Annotated in this window: 1 protein-coding gene (running past one end of the window); it reads right to left on the bottom strand. The window is 49.8% G+C overall.

All coding sequences use genetic code 11. From position 1 onward, the window contains the following. Nucleotides 1-22133 carry the 5' portion of an LEPR-XLL domain-containing protein gene (locus ACGHZ6_RS02255; protein ID WP_390617161.1) on the bottom strand. Its footprint begins 6751 nt before the window's first position, so only the first 22133 of its 28884 coding nucleotides appear in the window; its start codon is at nt 22131-22133; the stop codon falls past the left edge of the window.

Genomic DNA, 22133 nt, shown 5'->3' with positions numbered 1-22133 from the left:
TCGGTATTCGGGGTACCAATGCCGGAAACTGTTTTGGTGACATCACCGGTAATCACAAAGTCATCGCTGCCATTACCACCGATCAGGCTGGTAACGACCGGGCCACCTTGCAGACCTTGTATGTAGAAGGTGTCGTCGCCTTCCAGACCATCAACTTCGATCAACTCACTGTTTTCGATATTGATGGTTAGACCCGCACCAAAGACACCGTCTTTATTGATCAGGAATACATCGTCAGCCTCGGTACCAATAATGGTGACGGTATCATTGCCCTCACCACCATCGATATACACCGGTGCATTGATGTTGTAGTTGATGGTGTCAGCACCAGCACCTCCGGACACATTCAAACCGGTTGCAATAAAGGCACGCAGCTCGAAGTTATCGTCACCGGCATGACCATTCAGGTACAGAACCCCTTTATTACTGTAGACCGAGAAGAAATCGTTATCTGCATCACCGTTCAGGGTCACCTGGTGACTAGTACCGTAGCTTAGGAAGCCGCGGGTTACATCAGTACCCTTGATTTCATCTCCTGCAGCAACACCATCTGCCGCTGTTGGTTCATGCCCAAAGACCTGACCAACCAGGAAGCTATCTTCACCTGAACCTGCATTTACCGTGAAGGTTGTGCCGGTATCATCAAAGATAAATTCATCAGCACCCGCTTTTGCATTAATGGTAATACCAGACTCGATGACCTTGTCATCAGCATCCAGCGTCGGGTCACCATTGAGATTGCCGTTATAATTAATGCGCTCAATTTCAGCGTAATTACGGTAATCATCACCTGCACTTACACCATGCATGCGTGCAATAAAGTTTTCGCGAACTAGGAACAAATCACTGTCGGCTGTACCATCAACGATCAGAGCATCGTTACCGGATACGCCAGTATCGAATACATTGATCACGTTATCGGTACGCGCACCGCCCACATCCAAATTACTGGTTTGGATATAGTAGTTATCGGAACCTTCGCCACCATCCAGATCCAGATCTTCTGCACGGGTATGCAGGCGATCGATATTAATATTGTCATCACCTGTGCCACCCAGGATCTGGGCACGACCGGTAATTTCCTGCATTTCATCCAGAGTAATGGTGTCGTTTTCTGAACCCAGGTCGATACTGATAATGCCCACATCACCATCGCCAGCGGCATTCTTGTCACGCAGCACACCGGTAAAGGTCAGAGTATCAACACCTGCATCACCGGTGATGGAGATGCTGTTACCCAGGATAGAACCCGCCAGGGTAAAGATGTCTGTACCCGAACCTAAATCAACCGTGATGGCATCACCATCCAACACGCCAGTAGCAGAAATATTCAAGTTATCGGCATCGTCGCCAGCATCAATGGACAGGGCACCTGTCGCCGTCAGGCTACTGGTGATATCGATATCATCAACACCCGTGCCGGTATCGATATCGAAAGAAGCGCCGGTCAGGTTTGCGGTGATGGTCAGATAATCATTCTCACTGCCGGTATCGATTGTGAAGCTACCGGTAGCATTCATTTGTGCATTGATATCAACATCATCAGTACCTGCACCAGTATCGATGGCAATAGAACCACCGGATACATTAGCTGATACGGTCAGGAAGTCATTCTCGGTACCGGTATTAATGCTCAAGGCTCCGGTCGTCGCAATTAAGCTTGCATTGATATCCAGGTCATCAATACCTGCTCCAGTTGCAATACTCAGCGAAGCACCCTGCAAGACTGCATCGACGGTCAGCACATCATTGCCGCCGGCCATATCCAGGCTCAATGCCCCGTTAGCAGTTAGAGTATTATTGAAGTCCCAGTTATCCACCTGGCCGCTACCCGTTAAGGTAATGGAATTGGCATTAACCGTACCGTTAATCACAATATCGGTACCCAAGCTATCCGCCACGGTATCAATACTGGTTACGGTAAATTGTTGCGAAGCAGAAATCACTGCACCGGTATTCAGGAAGAAGGAATCCGCTGCATTGACATGCACAGAGCCACTGGTAGCAGTCACCAGAATATTATCCTGAATCACAATATCGTCGGCGTCGTTATCGCCACCAGCATCTTCGTTGGCGGTCAGAACAATATCACCCGATGTTGCCGTAATATTTTCCGCAACATTAATAGGACTATTGGCTTCAAGCGACACGCCATTGGTCGCGATGATGCCCTGGCCATCAGCAGAAACACCACCTACTTCAACGGCCCCGGTATTGGTAATCCAAACACTGCCACCTGTAGATTTACCCTCAAGGTAAGAAACGGTGGACTGTAAACGCTTGCTTTGTGTACCAATATCTCCACCCGCAAACAGTCGAACCTTACCGGAGCTAACATTTGAGCTCAGAGGATCAACATTGCCGTTATAGATGGCGCCCGCACTCAGAATAAATGCGGTGAAGGCACCGCCGGCAGTTCCTGCTCCAACGTTGGCAATATACATATCGCCCGTCGTTTCAATCAGGTATGAGTTCTCAGCACTGGAGGTAGTTACAACACCGTGATTAGCGGTATCGGTACCCGCATCGGAATTAATATCCAGATCGTTACCGGAAACACCAATGGTCAGACCTTCTGCGGTCAGGGTAATGTTTTCACCAATAACATCAGCTTGAGGACGATCACCAGTGGTAGCACCGTTTTCATCCATAGCATCCAGAAGCGCCAGGTGTGCAGCCAGGTTAACGTCACCGCCAGCCTGCACTTTCTGAATATTCATATTACCCACAACTTCGCGCAGGTGAATATTGCCGCTTGCGGTTGCGTTCAATACAGCACTGGAGCTGAGATCAATATCCAGTACGTCGGTAGTACCCTCACCGATATTACCGCCATTAGCAGTCAGATTAATCGCCGTACCTGCGGCAATATTGGCGTAGTCATGATTCAAACCATCAACAATAGAGCCGCTCAAGGTGAAGAGATTCACCGAGCCCGACTGGGAGTAAATAGTACCCAGGTTCATATTGTTGGTGCGCTCAGTCACATAAATATCCTGACTGGCTCGCAAGGTTAGAATGCCATCATCCGCCAGATTGACGTAGAACATATCAGCTGCGCTGGAACCGCCAATGCCTTTACTGCCCGCTTCCAGAACCAGACTGCTGGAAGTAACGTTTGTGGCGTTGGCTCCCGCGGCGTTAATGATGGCGCCACTGGTTTTGATTCGAACGGAATCACCCGCAGTCACAACCCCGATGCGAAGGTCATCTTCTGACCCCAGGAAAGCATCATCATCAGCAGTTACATTAATCTGACCACCAGAGTTCAGATCAATATCATCACGTAGGTCTACACGGATATAGTTGATGGTCGCGGCGTAAGACACCTCCATCAATGTGTTATTGGTATCAATCGCGACCAGGTCAGTGCTAGGCACAATGGTAATGGTATTCGCATTGACACTGGCAATGGTGACATCGAAACGTGTAGTTTGCTGAGCACCATCTTCATCCAGATAACGGTATTCCAACTGAATACCCTGATTCGCCGACAGGCCATCGGTAACCCAACTACCGCCATCGGTGCGAGTAATGGTGTTGCCGGCAACATCGATAATCACATTGGTATCAACAGTGACGCTGGCACTCGGTACGATTTGAGCAATCTCTACATCTACACCGGCCTCGGTTTTTAGCAGATCGCCGTTAACCAAATTAATGGTGTAACCATCGGAAGAGATAGAACCAATTTCAAAGTACAGCCCATCATCCGCCGCGTTGGCAGAGTTACCGAATACCTGAATGAGCATACCGGCTGCAAAGTTACCACCTGCAGCGGAATCCCAACGCACATTATCAGTACGGCTAATCTGATCAACACCAGTTTCGTTGTGAACAAAGTTTACATCATTCACCGAAGTAGGCAGATTCAGCAGGAAGCTGATGTCAGAACGTTCAGCACCCGCAATTACTTCACGATCAGTGTCACTGAATCCGTTAGTTTTAACATCGGCCAAATCGATAATATGACTTCCAACCGAGGAGCCCACATCACCGCCAGTGTTATCAGCAACCAGCGTAATGTTACCCGCAGCTTCGATATTCAGGTTTTCAATCGACGTCTGAGTATCAGTTACAGGTACCAGCAGGCCAGCACTGATCAGATTTAACAACTCATCTTCTGACCAGACTTTAATACCGGCTTTTACTGTATCAATTTGATCTTGAGTCAGCTCGTAACGGTAGGCTTCATTGTAGCTATTACCCAAACCGCCATAGGTATTATGCAGGTCATGGTATTCTGCCGTGCGCTTGGCTTCCAAGGCAGTAATTGCTGCATCTGTCCAATTGTATGGCGCCGCCTTATAAATATCTTTCTCAGTCTGAGACAGGGTAACTTGCTGGCTCGCATCGTAAGTTCCACCAAAGGACGTGCGGTACTGCCAGTAAGCGTTGTACTCGGCTTCTTTAACAGCACCAAAGTCTTCCAGGGTTTGCTCAATCTTCGCATCGGAGCCAATAAAGACACGGTACTCGACGGTATCACCGGTCGTCAGTCCAAAGTCATTAATGAGTGCAACACTGTTATTGGTCGAATCCACGCCTGAAGCACTAGCATCCAGCGTGATGTATTCGTACTCACCAACTCCACCGGCACCATCAATATCAAAGTAAATACGGTGCAACGATTTGGCGTTTGCGGTTTCCTGCAGATTAAGTTTGGTCGAACCATCAGTGGTGAAGTACAAAAGTCCGTCTTCAACGATGACGGTATAGGTCGTACCTGACACCAGGCTGCCCATCACGGAAGAAGATGTGTCAGTATCGGTGGTCAGGCCCAGATCTGCCCATACACCGTTACGTAATTCTTCGGCGGTACGGGTATCTTCGGTGGACTGGTCGTCACCATCGATCAGGCTACCGGCAACAACCTTGATGTACACTTCGCCGGTGTCGGATACCACACCAATGGTTGGCTCCAGTAACGGATCAGTACTGGTACCCATCAGGCGCAGATCGCCACTTTCTTCTTCAACGTAAATACTGCCAGACGCTTTCGCTGACAGAACATCGCTTGACGTGTCACCGGTATTCAAGGTCAATGCCCGGGAAGCAGAATTACCAATGCCACCCTGCTCAGCAACCATGGTAATAGCACCACCGGATACGCGGCCGTTATACCAAGTACTGCTGGTTTGCTGGCCAACATAAATACCGCCAGCAGCGTTCAGGCTCACATCACCGCGAGTTGCCGTAATATCATCCACATTCAAATCACCACTGAGCTCATCAATATTGATATCGCCGTAGTTGGTGGAGGCTTTGAGGCTGGTTAGTGTTTCAACCTTGGTCCAGTTACTACCACTGGTATTAACGGTTGAAAGGTTAACTTCTGCGGGGCCACCGGTGTATTCGTACAAGTCATTGCCGAACATCACCTGATCGTTAGTGGCCTGATCCAAGCGCTTCCAGTTAAACGAGTCGGTGTAATCCAGGCTATTGAGGTTAGCACCGGTAATACCCTGGCCAATGTACTGATACACATAGCCACCATCACCGCCATTGCCATAACCCGGTTGCACACGTACACGATCACCGATAGACAGATCCTGTGTGCCACCTTGGTTAGTGCGGTAATCAAATTCCTCGGTATTAAGGAATACAACGGTATCAACTGAACTGTCGTAATTCACAACCGGATCAGTCAGATTGGTTTGCAGGGCAAAACCATCTTTGGCGATACCAAACTTGGCATCCAGCACAATGCGCTCGGCATTGATGTAACCTGACTGGCTTAACTGAACAATCTCACCTTCGGTTTTGATGGTGGTTGTACCGGAATCGTTCAGGACTGGACCGGAAATAATAACGTCTGCGCCACTCACATGAGAATCAACATTAATGGTGCCGGAAGTCTGACCAAAGAAATTAATCTTGATGTCGTAGTCAGCCTTAACCGTGTGAGTATGCGTTGTGGTTGTGTACTCTTCCTGCGTGTACTTGGTGTAGTAAGTTTTCTTACCGTACCAGGTACTGGTGGTCCAATGCTCAGTAAAGTTCTCAACTTTGTCGGACACAGTGGAAGAGCTGTAAATATACGGATCGGTATTCGCACCACTCACTTTGTAGTAGTACGGACCTTCGTCCGCCAACGTCGGACCAGCCAGGCGCTCGGTGCTATCCCAGTAAGAGTTGGGGGGATCCGCCGCCAGGAAGTCGATACCTAACCAGCCACTCTGTGCCACTGTCAGATAACGACGCTCGGCATCCTGAACATCAACCGAATAACCATAACGCCAGCCAGTTTCCGGAGTGTAGGTGTGAGTTCCAATATCGGCATTTTGATACAGCGTTACAGAAGGATTACTGGTGGTCCCCTTAGCTTTGTCAGCAATTAACAGGGTGCCGCCACCTTTAGTGGATGCATCCAGGCGATTAATAACCAAGTCATACTTGGTGCGGTTGTCTACATCAATAGTACCGTAACCGGCTAGAACTTTAATTTCGCCATAACCTGAATTAAGAATATGACCAATCAGCTCAACATGGCCACCACCAATACTCACTTCCTGCAATTCAATCTTACCCGTCGCAGTATTGTAGTAAGCCTTAATCGTGTCGGTAGATACAGTCTCAAGTAATACCTTACCGGTGACACCACTACCAATTTTGGAGATTTCCGTCTCAGCTGCAGTGGTGATATCAATGCTCAGATTATCTTTACCAGACTGGATAACGCCATTGAGGTTAATGTATTCAGCATCAATGGATATTTTATCGCCGTAAAGATTAACACCCGTTGGAGCAGTCTTAAGCGCATTCACCAGCGCGGCCTGTACAAGCTCACCGCTTTGCTGACCACTGTTGGTATAGTTATTAATCGTTGAGTAAGGCTCTCCACCTACAGTGTATTGCGAGAGCCCTTGAATAAGTACATTACCACCGGCGGTAATCGACATATTCTTCGCACGTACTTGTGAGAATATTTCAATATCGCCTTCCGGGTTAGCAATGGTCAGCTGTCCACCCAGGTTATCCACATCACCCACAATGGAAATAGCAGCAGGTGGTTTGCCATTACCACTAAAGTCATAGGTATTGGTGATCTCGATAGTCGGATCGGTATTGTTCGCATTGGTAATTTGCAGGCTATCCTGACTTGGTGTCACAGTACCATTCAGGTACAGACCACCATTAGTCTCTGGAATAATAATGCCTTCGATTTCCAGGAATGCTTCGGTATTGTTGGTAATACTTACACTCGCATCCCCCGGAGCATCCACTACACCGGAACCGGTGAGGTTATCAGCGCGAACATCAATCACACCCGCTTGTGCCCAGATGGGATCCACAGAAATCAGAGCGGCGTTATATTCGGTCGCACCGGTAATGGTGACCTGCTGACCACCTACGGTAATAGTTTGCGTTTCCAGCAAACCTTGTGCATCCAGCTCGGCTTTAATACGAGTAACTTCACCTGCGTAGTAGGCCTTCAGCTGGGCGTTATCGTCTCCGTACTGACGCAATTGTGTTTCTGCATAACGCAGTTGATTGATCAACGTTGAATTCAGCGGCTTGGTACCAACGGTAAAGTTAAGGTCTTTGGTACCGTAGTTTTTACTGCTATCACTGGTATCGTCACCGGCATTAATCTCGGTCACACCGGCCGTCAGGTTGTTGATAACCAACTCAACGTTACGCTTGATACCGGTTTGCAAAGTACCTTCAACGATGACAGAACCGACCGCATCAAAGTCAGCATAGCCGTCGTACATCTCGCTACCGCCGCCGGTCAGACTGTTAATACCATCGGCAATCGAGCTGGCCCAATTAACGCCCTTCGCTTGCGCCGTGGTATTGGCAAAGCCCAGACGCTCTGCGTGCAGTTTGATATCACGCGCCGATTGCAGGGTAGAACCTGAGGCTACGGTAATGGTGTTGGTCTGACGCACCCACGTGGTTGCATCAACACTGTCGATTGGAATCGCACTACCGGCAAAACTATCGGTCTTGGCATCCGAGGTATAAGCATCACGCTCGAAGTTGGTGTTGGTACCGGCAGAAATATTCAGATCACCGTCGGCAACAATATTCGCACCGTTACCAAAGTAGATTTCATTGGTTGGATCAATTTTCACATTGGTGTCGGCAACCGATACGGTACCCGCACCATAGGTTTCCAGATTCAACTTACCGGCAAAGTCACCGGTACCGCGGGCAGAAATATTGACATCACCAATGGTGGTCAAATCAGCATCGCCAATCGATACCTTGGCCAGATCTTCTGAGGTATCGATAGTGACATCGGCTCCGGCACCGGCCAGTGCGCCGCCGGTTATCAGCGTAACCTTGTCCTTAACCAGGAAGTCGTTAAAGGCATCCAGAGACAGATCACCAGGATCAGTTTCATCGCCGACAATATTTAATGCAGCACCATCTTTAATCACAACCTGGGTATTGAAATCCAGATCGGTATCGCTGCTGGCACCTGCGCCGCTGACAGCACCACCGGTGGTGCCGCGTATATTATCAGTATTGTTGGACAACCAATCTTTGCTGGCACGACTGATCGCATCTACATCAATGTTACGCGCGGTGAGAGTACTGCTACCGATTTCGGCCAGTACATCCGCCGTCACATTGTGATCTGCTACAGCACCACTACCAGACAAGGCACCACCGGCGCCGACGGTAATTTCACCGTTAAACTTGGCAGTGTGTTCTGCCTTAATTTGAATTTCACCGGCGCCACTCACCAGACCCACTTCTTTCCAGTAGTTGGTATTGGTGAAATCTTCCGTCGCCAGATCAATCGCGGCGGTAGAAGCACGGCTTTCGCCCAACAGCTTCCACTTGGTGTTATCACCAAAGTTGGCCGTCGCCAGATTGATATTATTTGCGGTTACCGCATCGGCGGCACCAATATATTCATAACGAGAGCCAACAGCGCCACCTGCAGTATGACCACTCATCACATCAACACTATTGCCGTTGTAAATATCCAGGGTACCGGAAGCTGTGGTGTAGTCCGGATCACTTACCAGCGCCAACTTCACCCAGTCACTGCCAGTAAAGTCTACGCTGGACATATTTTCGGTCGCACCAGCACCGATATATTGGTAACGATAACCGCCATCGCCACCGCCGGTGTGGTTAACATAAACATCAACAGTATCACCGGTGACAAAAGTCAGCAGATCAGTCACACCTTGAGAAATATCCGTTGGATCAACCAGCGTGGTGTAAGAGGTGTTGTAATCAGCCGCGACATTACCGCCGACATACTCGTAGCGAGTTCCAAAGGCCGCATCAGGATTTGTTGACTGCGTGATATCAACAGTTTCGCCCTGTGCTACATCAACCACACCACCTTCATCGGTATAGGTCGAGCTACCGGAAACAATCACGACATTAGAATTACTGGCGACATTAATGGTCGAACTATCTTTAATCGCCGCGTAGGTATAACTGTCATTGTTGGTGGTGGTTTCTGCACCCGCACCCGCAGCAACACCACCGCTACCCGCGGTAGCATCGGCAAAGTTGTCATCATTACCTACCGCAGACACCTGTACCGTGTTAGCCGTAATAGTAACGCTATCGCCAACATAGGCTTTGGTATCGGTATCACTACCCACACGCGCCACAGCAGCACCAGCGGCAACCACACCACCAGCAGCACTGTTTGCCTCAACATCCTGACGAGTCGTGTTGTATGCACCAAGAATCACAGCACCGGAAATTGTCAGGGTAGCGCCATCAGCAATATAAGCAGTTACATCGCCATTGTTATCAACATAGGCATTGGTGGAATCAACACCGATCAAGGCACCAGACGCACCACTGGAGTACGCCTGCGCAGAGTAACCACTGCTACCCAAGGTTGTGGTAGCAGTAACGTTCAGTGAACCGGCATTGATTGTGATAGAACCGTTAGCTTCGTTATCCGGATCACCCAGGGTCGCTTTGGTGGTGGTATCAATATCAATATCCGTTACCGACGCACCTACGGCCAAACCACCAGCCGAAACACCGTGCATGGTGCTATCAATATCCGGAGTAGAATCGGCAGAAACCGCGGTGGCACCCGTGGTTTTTACACGAGAGTTTTGAGAAATATACGCCAGGGTTGAGGAGTCATAATCCACACTGCCAACGTTAATGGCGGCAGCACCAATACCGGCAGACACTGTCCAGATGTCTTGCGACACGGTCAGATTATTATCTGCAGTAATGGTCAGTGAACCAACAACATTGCCGGAACCTTTACCCACTTGCGTGTAATCACCAAGGTATGCCTTGGTACTGCCACCCACCGTAATATCACCGATAGCAGCACCCGCTGCCGCAGAACCAGCAGCTACACCTTTAGCTTCGATATCAATATTACGGGTTGCAGTTGCCGATACAGTAACATCAGCAGCATCATTAATTTGTGTACCCGTTGAGTTACTGGTGCCATCTTCGGTGTAAGCAGCCTGTGAACTGGAGTCATTAACGATCGCCACCTGTGCACCCAGACCAACACCCAAACTGGCGGAACCACCGTAGGCATCAATTTCGATATCGTTGCTGTAGGTTGCAGCGATGGTGATATTACCGCCCGCACTCAACTCAGCGCCATCACCGATATAAGCCGTAGTAGAGCTGCTCAAGGTGGTTACAGCAACTGAACCGCCAGCGCTCACACCGATAATATCGATGGCTGCCGCACCGGTTAACTGCTCAACATCAACATGCTCTTTCGCTTGGACACTGATCGCACCCGTCGAAGAAGTGACGGTCGCATCATCACCAATAAAGGCAGTAGTACCACTAGCACCCGCCGCCTGATTCAAATCAACGGTGTATAAATCGCCATTCGCGGCGACATCGCCTCGGGCAACAACACTTGCAGTAAGATCTGCCTGAGCATCTTGAGAGCGATCAGCAAACTTCTGGCTGGAACCCAAGTCCAGCCAAACCGTGTCATCAGAAAAGTCTACTATGCTCCAGTCGGTTACCGCTAAAGGCGTGCTGCCAATATATTCGTAACGGTTACCGATAGAACCGGTTGTACCTGTGTAACCGGTTACCAGATCAACAGACTCATTTGCCGCCAATGTTGCGGTTGCAGCGCTACTGTAGTCAGCAGCACCTGTGTAATCTTTGCTTTCACCGACCAAACTCCAGTTTGAACCTGTGTAGGTTTGAGAACCCAGGTTAACGCCAGTGGCATCATTACCTTCATAACGGTAACGATTACCGTCATTAGCATCGACAAGATCACCATTTTTCAAATCCTGGGTGCCGCTGTTTTGTGTATAACGAGAAGTAGAGCTGTAGCCAGACGTAGAGCCTGTCATTACTGCACTGATAGCAGTCTGACTGGAGTTAGTAGCCTCCTGACCTTTACCGGTTACACCGGAGCCTACAGAGATAACAGATACCGCCCCACTGACGGTAAGTCCCGCACCTCCGGCAAAAGCGACTACCGTTGATTCCAGATTGCGCTTGGCATCCGCCAATACGCTCACGCCGGTATAGCCATCTACATCGGCGCCTTCAGCAATAAAGGCTGTGGTGCTGTTGTTGACCGTGATCACATCAACGGAGGCACCCACCGCGACACCACCGATACCCGCAGAACCGATACCGTTAGTACGGCTGCTATCCTTGTTGACGTCAACACGGTTGTTGGCAGTCACACTGGCCTTTTCACCCGCATTAATATCGGAATTAAACAGCGTAGTCGCATCCTGACCAATCCAGGCATTGGTACTGGAAGCCATATTGATAACAGAGACTGTTGCAGCTAAACCACCAGCACCGGCTGCGGCGGTACCCGCCAGAACAGCAGCTTCTTCAAAACTGTCTGCTGTAACAGAAACGTTCTTACCAGCATTTAAAATACCACCAGCCACGTAAGCATTAGTGGTACCTTCAAAGATACCAACCGCAACGGTTGCGCCTGCACCTACAAGGCCACCACCTACCGTACCGGCGTTAAATTTGCCGTAGACGCAGGAGTTAGCTTCAACGTCAATATCGTCAGTCGCTGTCACATTGGCGTTACGAATAAAGGCATCCGTACGCGAGGTACTCTTGATTGCACCACCAGTACCGGCACCACCGAAGTAACCACCAATACTCAAACCAACAACCGTGGTCGAAATAATTTCATTGCTTAGCGCAATAACTTCCACATCAGATGCGTAAACATTATCGGCATCAGAATTTACATCGTCATCAGCAATATAAGCACGGGTCGTGTTATTAATAATACTGGTATCAATAGTGACACCCAGAGCAGCGGTACCACCGCCACTTAACTGACCACCACCACTACCAATATCAGTAGTGGTATGCGCCATAACACGCGCAGTCTCGCCGCGGTTCGCATTACTATTTACAGCTGAATCACTGATGTAGGCATCGGTAGTGGTTTCAACAATATTAACCACCAGGTTTCCGGCAACACCTACAACACCGCCAACACCAGCAGTAACCGCAATAACATCAATTTCATTATCGGTATTGGCAACGACAGCCAAACCGTTGACTGACTGGTTATTGTGGAAGGTCTCGTTACCTTCGCCGTCAGTTGTCCAGTTATCAACAGTACCTGCATTGACACCTAGAGCCGTCACGGTTGAGTCGGCGCTAATGTAAGCACTGGTGGTTGAGGTCAGCTTGTTAACAAACGCCGTAACACCGCCACCCACTGTACCGGAACCGGAAATGGTGCCGCCGTAGCTCTGGATATAATCGGCAGATTCGGCGAACACAACGACGGTGTCATCAGTGGATACCGTAGAACCGGAAATGTATGCAGACACAGTATTGCCGATCAGACTACCACCACCGGAACCAGCCAGGGCAACGGTACCGGAACCGGAAACACCGGCAGACAAGGTCAGGATTTCTGCATCTGACAAAGCTTCAATATTAATATTGCCAGTGTTACCACTGGTCACTTCGACCGTACTGCCGCTGTTAACACCAGCCTCAATCTCATTAGCGATATCGCTATAAGCAACCGAAGCACCAATGGCCACGGTACCCGCACCACTGATCTGACCTGCAGCAGATTTCATCTTAGATGTGTCTTTAGCCTGCAGATCAATATCACCGGTTGACGTCACCTGCGCATTGGTAATGCGCGCGTCCATATCTTTTCGGATCCAGTTAAGCGACAAGGCACCAGCGCCGGCAAAAGTACCCGCGCCACTACCGGCAATACTCAAGTTATTGATATTGGAATTGGAGCTAGCCGCTACGTTAACGGTATCGGAATTTACCGTGGCGTTATCGATATAGGCTTTAATTTGATTCTTGGTTGCTGAACCCGGTGCATCCGGATCACCACCAATATAGTTATAGGCAACAGACGCACCTACTGCCGCAGTACCCGCACCAGCACCGGCACCCGCCAATGCATTAATGGTGGAATCATCTTTAGCACGCACATCGGTTTTACCAGAAGTCGCAGTAACCTGAGCACTGTCAGATACATGCGCCTGAATGTTGTTGCGAATCCAGTTTAGGGAAATAGAACCTGCACCAGCGCCAGTGCCAGCACCTGAGCCACTAACAGCGAAGGACCAAATTTGCGCATCAAACTCAGCGTCTTGCTCGTCATCATTACCATCATCAGCCAAGGTCACACTTGGGCTGGTGTTGTTATCCACAATGCTGGCAACAACAACCACATCACCACTGTCCGCAGTAACAGTTGTACCAGTACCTTCAATGCTGGCCTCAATATCAGAAATCATGTCGTTGGTGGCAGAAGCCAAACCAACCGCACCGGTGCCCGCGCCAGAGCCTGCACCCGCAACAATCACCATTAGCGGGCTGGTCGTTGCCAGAAGGTTTACATCATTACCCGCATCAACATCGGCACCGTTTTTGGCCTGCGCCTTCACAATATTGCGCATAAAGTTGATGGAGATAGAGCCCGCCAATGCACCGGTGCCTGCACCAGCACCACCAATGGTGACATTAACAATTAACGCATTTGCATCAGCAAAAATATTTACATCGCCCGCCTGGCTATCGACGCTTGCGTTATCGACATAGGCCAAGACATAGCTGGCATCACTGTTAGCAGGATCAGAAGGAACCTCACGGGAAGGATTGCCTGGATCGCCACCAATGTAGTTATAAGAAATGGCAGCACCGCCAGCAGCGGTTCCGGCACCCGCAGCACCAACCGCAACACTGATGATGCTGGCATCATCTTTGGCTTTGATATTGACGTCTTTGTTAGATGCAGATGTTGTGACATTCGCACCATCATCCACATAGGCTTTAACCTGGTTCTTCATCCAGTTCAGGTTAATCGCACCACCGGCGGCAAATTTGCCAGCACCCGCACCAGAAATCGCCACATTGATAATCTGAGAACCAAGATCGGTATCACTTGGCAAGGCGGATTGATCTACACCCAGTGCATTCAGATCGATATCAGAACCGCGCGGCGAGAAGCCTGCAGTAATATTGACGTTTCCACCTGTAGAGGAAACGTTAGCGCCGCTAACATAACCTTCGATGGTACTTTCTACTTGCGTAGTCGCAACTGCTGCGCCTACGGCTGCCTTGCCAGAACCTGCGGCACCACCTGCGATAACCACCATGGTCGTACTGTCTGCACCAGCGATAGTGATATCACCTGCAGAAGTCACTTTATTGGTGGCAAAGTTTTCTGAATCGGTTACAGAGGCAGTGGTTGTATTTTTAACTTCATTAACCGAAATCGCGCCACCCAATGCCAGCTTACTTGCACCAGAACCACCTACAGTTACGGTCACCAAAGTAGAGTCAGAGGTCGCCAAGACATTAACGCCTTCGGTACCCGCTGTAACATCAGAACTGTCGATATTGGCTTTAATGGTGTTTTCAATCAGGTTAACACCAATAGATGCACCCAATGCACCTTTGGAAGAGAAGGCTAAACCACCGGCAATATTCACTGCCGTAGTGGTGTCAGCCGCCTGCACCACAACTTCATCACCAACATTAATGACGCTCTGGCCTTTAATATAAGCTTCTACGGTATTCTGTGTTTCACTGACCGTAATCGCACCTGCAAGTGCCAGCTTTTCAGAGCCAGCGCCACCAACACCAGCGGTAGCCGACCAGCCATTTTCCAGTGCGCGGACAGATACAGAGCCGGAGTTATTCAGGCGAGAGTTATCCACTTTTGCTGTAATGGTGTTGGTAAAGAAGTTCATCGCAAAGGCGATACCCAAACCAACATTTTTGCCGTAACCGATACCACCGGCAAAGGCAAACATCGCGGAATCATCGGTAGCAAACACATCAACATCACCGGTTGAAGTGTTTTCACTTTCAACATTTACCATTTGTGCGGTAATGGTGTTATCGACAAAGTTCAGGTTAAAGGTTCCTGCCAGACCGAAGCCTTTATCGCCACCGCCAGTGGACACCCCAGCAGAACCGGTAACAGAAACTATCAGATCATCGCTCTTGGCTTGAACACTGATATTGCCACTGTGCTCCAAGCCTTCAACATTTTGCACCGTCGATTCAATGGTATTGGCAATACGAGCAAAGCCAATCGAGGCACCGGCACCAACCTTACCGCCGAAGCCTCCGGCACCGGCAACCATCACCATATCGGTGTTGCCGCTAGACAACAGATCTATGCCACCAGCGATATCGATATCCTTACCGTTATCGATACCGTCACCCAGGTTTTTCAGCTCGGTTTTTACAGTGTATTCGGCATTGGTTACAGCAACAGAACCCGCAACCGCAATACCACTACGACCGGTCGCCACACCCACACTGGCGGACAACGCGACGATGGCACCAGAACGCTCTGCATCAAGATCCAGAGAATCAGCAGTGACCAGATTGATATTATCAACAACAGCTTCAGTGTTACCCCACAGAACGTTAACACCGATAGCTCCGGCGATACCGCGCGAGCTAGTAGTGCCATCACCTTTCGAGTAGGACACAGCACCGGCAAGTGATGCCAGATTTGTAGTGTTTTTACCGCTGACAACAATATCGTCTGCGGTAAAGGAATTGATATCGTGGATATAGGCCCGAGCGTCATCGTTCATCACGTTGACAGTCACGGCACCGGACACGCCCCAGCCGGTTTTAGATTGAGCCGCATCGGTTGCTTCACCGGCTTCCTGGAACTTCTGACTGGACTTCATTTCGCCCAATACTGCAGACCAGTTACTCTGCCAGCTGGCCAGGTCCTGCGTACTCTGCTTGCTGCCATCACTGCCCTGGGTACCACCGGTACCATTAGCAGGTACCTCACCCGGACTGGAAGAAGTAATCGCACCGGAAATCGCAAAGGAACCAATAAAACCTTCGTTTAAGGCGCTGACTTTCACATCACCGTAAACGATAACACTGCCAGGCGTACCAACAGTATCGTTGTCATGCTTGTTACCGATAACCGCCTCGGTATTACGCAGAACAATATTGGACGCTACTGACGCACCAAATCCAACAGATTCAGATTTAGATACCGCACCGGCCAAACCAATCAGATAGGCTTCATCATCTGCGGTAACTTGCAGCAGAGGCTCTGTTGAAGAGCTGGAGGCCGTACCAACGACAACCGTCGCACCGTTATCAATTTGCGCCAGAGTATCGTTATCAATAGCGTTAAACAGAATTGAACCATTGTAGGAGGAATCCTTCGCCTCTCCACCGGCGGCCACCAGACTAACCGTCACCGACATGGTATTGGCATCCACCTCCAGGCTATCGGCATAAAGTTGAACACCATCGTGAATCTTGGCCGTCACATCGGCCATGCTAACACCAACCACAACGCCTACGCCGGCTGCGGTTTCACTGTCCTTGGTTTCCTGGTCCGAACCCGTTGGCAGCGACGGGAATACATTGCCTGCAGCCAAAACAGAATGGTTTACGCCATCTGCTTGCAGCAGCACATCTCGGTTACCAGTGGCAAAGTTATCGCTATCGGTAGCACCGTCATCATCCTGGTTAATCTTGGCGCCGCTATGAATCTGCGCATCCGCCTCCTGGCTCAACGCCAGAACAACAACACTACCGGCACCGGCAGACTTTTGCCCTTCGGTGGCCGCAGAGGCCATGGCATCGAAGGTTTTGTAGAAACCTAAATTGTTGTTTACGTAACCGGACAGAGTGCGCACAAACGTCATGCCGGTGTTGTAGGCGCCATTACCGAGATTTTCCCAATAGGTCTCGTCGGTAAAATCTTCCTGTGACAGGTCTGTGATTACACGATCACTTAACCCAATATACTTGTAGCGGCTACCCTGTTCACCGTTACCACTGGCTATATTGCCTTTGACATCAACCGTGTCATCCGTCTTGATGGTTTTGGAACCGGTATCCTGTGTGGTGTAGGTCGCCTCACGATTTGAATCCAGCAACGGCGCAATCAGATTATAACCCCACAAGCTATTGGGGTCGTATTCGTTCAAGGATTCCGCTTTAACAGTAATGCTATCTTTGGCATCCAGTTCGGCATTCACACCGATACTGGCATCAGCGTCATTCAGCAGGGTTTGATGGGCAATACCAATCGCCACACCAACAGAGGTTGGCTCATTACGATCGGAAGAGTAACCCTCATCTTTTGCCGAGGCACTGGCAGAAACTTTAGGACGCGCTTCGATTTTGGAGGTAACAAATACCTGACCATCCGCTTCTACATCAGCGTAGTTGCTGTCTCCATCATCAGTGGTTTCACCAATACGGGAATCGGCACTGTTAATATCAATGGCCACAGCCAAAGAAGCCGACAAGTCAAAATCCCAAACCTCATCGGAGGTAGGAATAATCTTTTTGATGTAATTGGAAATAGGCGTGGTCGCCCAAGAGGTTGCTTTGGTAATCGCAGCAGACTTAGCATCATCCAAATATTCGCCGGTTTTGTTATCACCCACAAAACTGGTGGCCTCAACACCCCCAGCGGTCGACGGGATAATGAACATACGATTGATGTCCATATCCTTTTTGGCGTGCTCAGTGGTGACTTCGATATTACCGGTATTGGCACCGCCAGCATTCACATCAACAGTGCCATCTACATAGGCTTTGGTTTTGGTATTCTGATAATCGATCGCTAGCGCAATGCCAATCGCACCATCAATATCGCCGTTAGCGCGCGCCATATTGCGCGTTTGATCCAGCGAGTCGGCATTAACAATCAGATTGCCATCGGTAACGGAAATATTGGACGTGTCGGACAAATGGATCTTGGATGTCGACTCCAACACAGACACAGCAAGTGCACCAGCAGCCGTACCCGCTGCCGTAGAATCAGCAACCACGTCCACCATATTGTGAACACCAGTGGCCAGTGACACATCACCCGCCGTTGCGGTCAAATCACCATCAACAACAATTTCTGCACGGCTATCGCCGTAACCAACGGCAATACCAATCAGCGGCGAAATCGGCGCCGCATTGACAAAGATATTGGCATCCGCCGTAATATCCATATTGGTTGCGGTGATTGTTGCACCGTCAGCAATATCAATATCCGCATAGGACTTGGATACTGCGATACCGACAAACAGCGATAGATTTTCGGTCGCGCCCACAATGCCGTTGAACCCCGTAGCCAACAAGGCGCCAACATCACCACCGCCAAAATCATCTTCGCTGAAATACTTCTGACTGTCGGCAACAGCTTTAAGCGTGACATCACCACCGGTAATGGTGGTGCCTGTTTCTACATCGATATCGACATCAATGTAGTCGTAGTCGTAGAAACCACTGGTCCAGATCGCTTTATCGTTAACAGCTTGCAGCGTAATGGCGCCAGTACCGGCATTAATATCAGTGCCGGTTTTAATTTTGATATGGTCAGCCTTAATCGTAATGCTGCCATTATCCGTAGCAGTAATATCGTAACCGGCAGAATTAAACGTATACCCGTCGGTATAACCGTCTTTGTTGGCCGCGTTCAGCGTCAGATTACCGGAATAGCTCAGGCTCTCACCCAGGGTAATATCGCCATGGCGTTTTAATTCGTAATCACCACTACTGGCCGAAGCACCGTCAACAAAATTAACCAGCCCCAATAAGGCATTGGTAACAACACCATTAGTAAAACCTTCAATTACAGCGGTATCGTCGGTTGCGCCTTCAGTATCGATGGTAACCTTGGAAGCACCCAGTGCACTGGCATTTTGCACAATAACAGTATCGCCATGCGTGCTATCCAGATTAACGGTATCCGCACCGCCACCTGTGGCAACGGTCACCGCGCCATTTGAGAAATCGCTGGTATCAATAGTATTAGCGCTAGCACCACCGGTTAGGTAAGCACTCTCAATACCACTTAAGGTATCGGCTTCATCATCAGCAGCATTTGAGCCACCAATTATCTTATCCGCACCGCCGGTAGTGAATGACGTATTGGTCAGGGTCATATTGAAATCGCCGGACTCAACCAGAGTATCAGTACCCGCGCCCCCCTGAATATCATCGTCACCAGCACCGCCAGTCAGGAAGTCATTACCCAGCGAACCCTTAATGGTGTCATCACCACCGGCACCGTCCAGCGTAACCCCTCCCAGGGCAATAGCAGTACTGCGAATTTCAGTGTTAGAGCCAGAAGCTGGCAGACCAAGATCAGAATAAGCAGTAGAACTATTCAGTGCCGCAATCACCAATGCGGAACCATCATCTTGAGAATCAGTAATGACCAACTGATTGGTTGTGAGATCAAGAGCCGCCGTTAAACGAGCATCGGCGGCAGTAATAATATCCACCACATCCGCAAGCGTCAGCGCTTCGGTTAGATCAATTTCAACAACGGTGGAACCATCAGACAAGGTAATGGAGAAATCTGCACCAGACTGACGATCAACACCCTGGGCATTATTAAGATCTTGCAAATAGGTATCGGCAGACAAACCACTAAAGCCGGAAGCATCCAGGGTATTATTACCCGCTCCACCGGTTAACTCTGCTTTCTCAATACCACTTAAGGTGTCTGTTACTGAACCATTGGACACCAAGGTGGCATTGGTTAAGGTCATGTTGACATCCTGGCTTTCAACCAAGGTATCAATGCCGTCGCCACCGGAGATGCTATCGGCACCCGCACCACCAGAAAGAATATCTTCGCCAGAACCACCCACCAGCGTATCGCTGCCACTACCGCCCTTTAAGGTGTTATTGCCGCCAATACCGTACAGGGTCACCACGCCCGCATAAGCGCTGGCATCCAGAATATTGTCACGGCTGTCACCGGTCAGAGTGGCTTTTTCGATGGAGTTAGCTGTGATGGAATCGGTATCAGTAAAGCCCGCACGGGTTTCAGATACCTTAACCGTCGGTGTACCCGACAAACTGCCGTCGGAGATATCAGTAACCTGAATCGTCGTTTGATCAACTCCCGCCAAGGCGCCCTTGAAGAACACCAACCAGCCACTGGATCCGGCGCGAATTTCGATATCGTCGTCACTGGCAATGGAGGACAGTGCGCGCAAGGCCACGCCAACTTCTGACACAGAAGCATCAAAAGCAATATCAGCGGTTTCCTGACCACCATAGGTCAGCTTAAAGGTACCGGAAGTCAGGCCATCGATTTCGATGTACTGAACCTCACCTACTGTATTCTCAAGTGAATCATTATCCAGCACAAAGCTGTCAGCGCCCTGCTCAATCAGGGTATCGGTACCCGCACCACCATCGATAGTGTCGGAACCCAAGCCACCGGTAATGGTATCGTCGTTCGCACTACCGGTAATGGTGTCATTGCCTGCACCACCATCAATGGTTACACCGGCGATGGTGAAGCCAGAAACATCAATAACGTTAGCGCTGTCACCACCGGTCAGGGTCGCACCGTCAATGCCGATCAATGTATCAGCACCATCAGAACCGATTGTCAGAGAGCCATCAATCAATGTGAAATTGGCATCGCGGGTTTCGACGACGATATCGGTACCACCGGCACCTCCATCAATCGTATCCTGACCTTCACCACCAGTCAGAGTATCGTCATTTGCCGTACCAATCAGATGATCATTACCCTTGCCACCATCCAGCGTAACAGAACCGGAAAAGCTGAAAGCATCCAGTGTATTCGCACTATCACCACCGGTCAGGAAACCTTTTTCAAAACCGGACAAATCATCTTCTTTAGAACCTGCCACATCGGTACCGAATCGCAGCTCGGCATCGTGCAGGTACATATTGGCATCGCGAGCCTCAACGATGGTATCGGTATCGGCACCACCTTGCAGATTATCCGCACCGGCACCACCAGAAATGGTATCGTCACCGGCACCACCAATAATGGTGTTAGCCTGGCCATCACCGGTTAGAGTATCGTCACCACCTGAACCGGTGATATTGGCAAAGCCCGAGGCAGAAGCAAAACCGGAAGCCTCATCAGCAGACAGGTCAACCGTCACACCAGAGCCGGTGTAACCGGAGTAATCCAGAGTCGCACCATTATCGGCGTTCAGATCCTCGATACCGGTAAAGGTAACGCCATTTAACAACAGGCTGTTGGTACCCAGTACCTGCCAGGTCAGACTATCGGTATTAGCCAGCGAATCATCGCCATCACCGGCATCAATATTTTCAACATCGGAGAAACTGAAAGTACCACCCGTAGCCGTGCCGTTCAGGTCAGCAGAACCCGTTTCGGAGCCCGTCAGACTCCAATCAATCAGTGCATTCGGGTTATGGGTAGCATCAGTCAGGGCAGACGGAGCCACAACGGTATCGTCACCACCACCGGCATTAAAGGTAATCAGCAACGGCGAGTCGGCGGAGGTCAGACTGGAATCCAGTGTCAGGGAATCATCACCGCTGGAACCGGTGATATTGATGGTGCCGTTAAAGGCAGACAGGGCAACTTCCTGCAGAATTTCGGCACTGGCGGCATTATCGATGACTTGAACAAGAGCAGTATTGTTATCGTCTTCGGTCAACTTGATGGTGATATCGGCATTATCACTCATCACAACCGCTAGCGGGTCAGCAGAAAAGAGCAGCCTTGGCTCCAAGGTCTCCAGAGTAAAGCTATTACGGGTCGACTTTGGCCGCGCTTTCTGGATGGCCTTATCCAGTGGCTTATTGGCCACCAGTTCCAATGGGGAATTCGCCGCTTTTAGACGTCTGCGTATAGCGCGTGCACCGCGAGTAACCTTGGACCAAACACTTTGCTTGGAAGCTTCTGCAAATGGAAATGCCAT

The organism is Maricurvus nonylphenolicus (assembly GCF_042854845.1).
Classification (GTDB): domain Bacteria; phylum Pseudomonadota; class Gammaproteobacteria; order Pseudomonadales; family Cellvibrionaceae; genus Maricurvus; species Maricurvus nonylphenolicus.
Note: the sequence above shows the minus strand (reverse complement) of the source record. Positions and strands in the feature narration are given on the sequence as shown.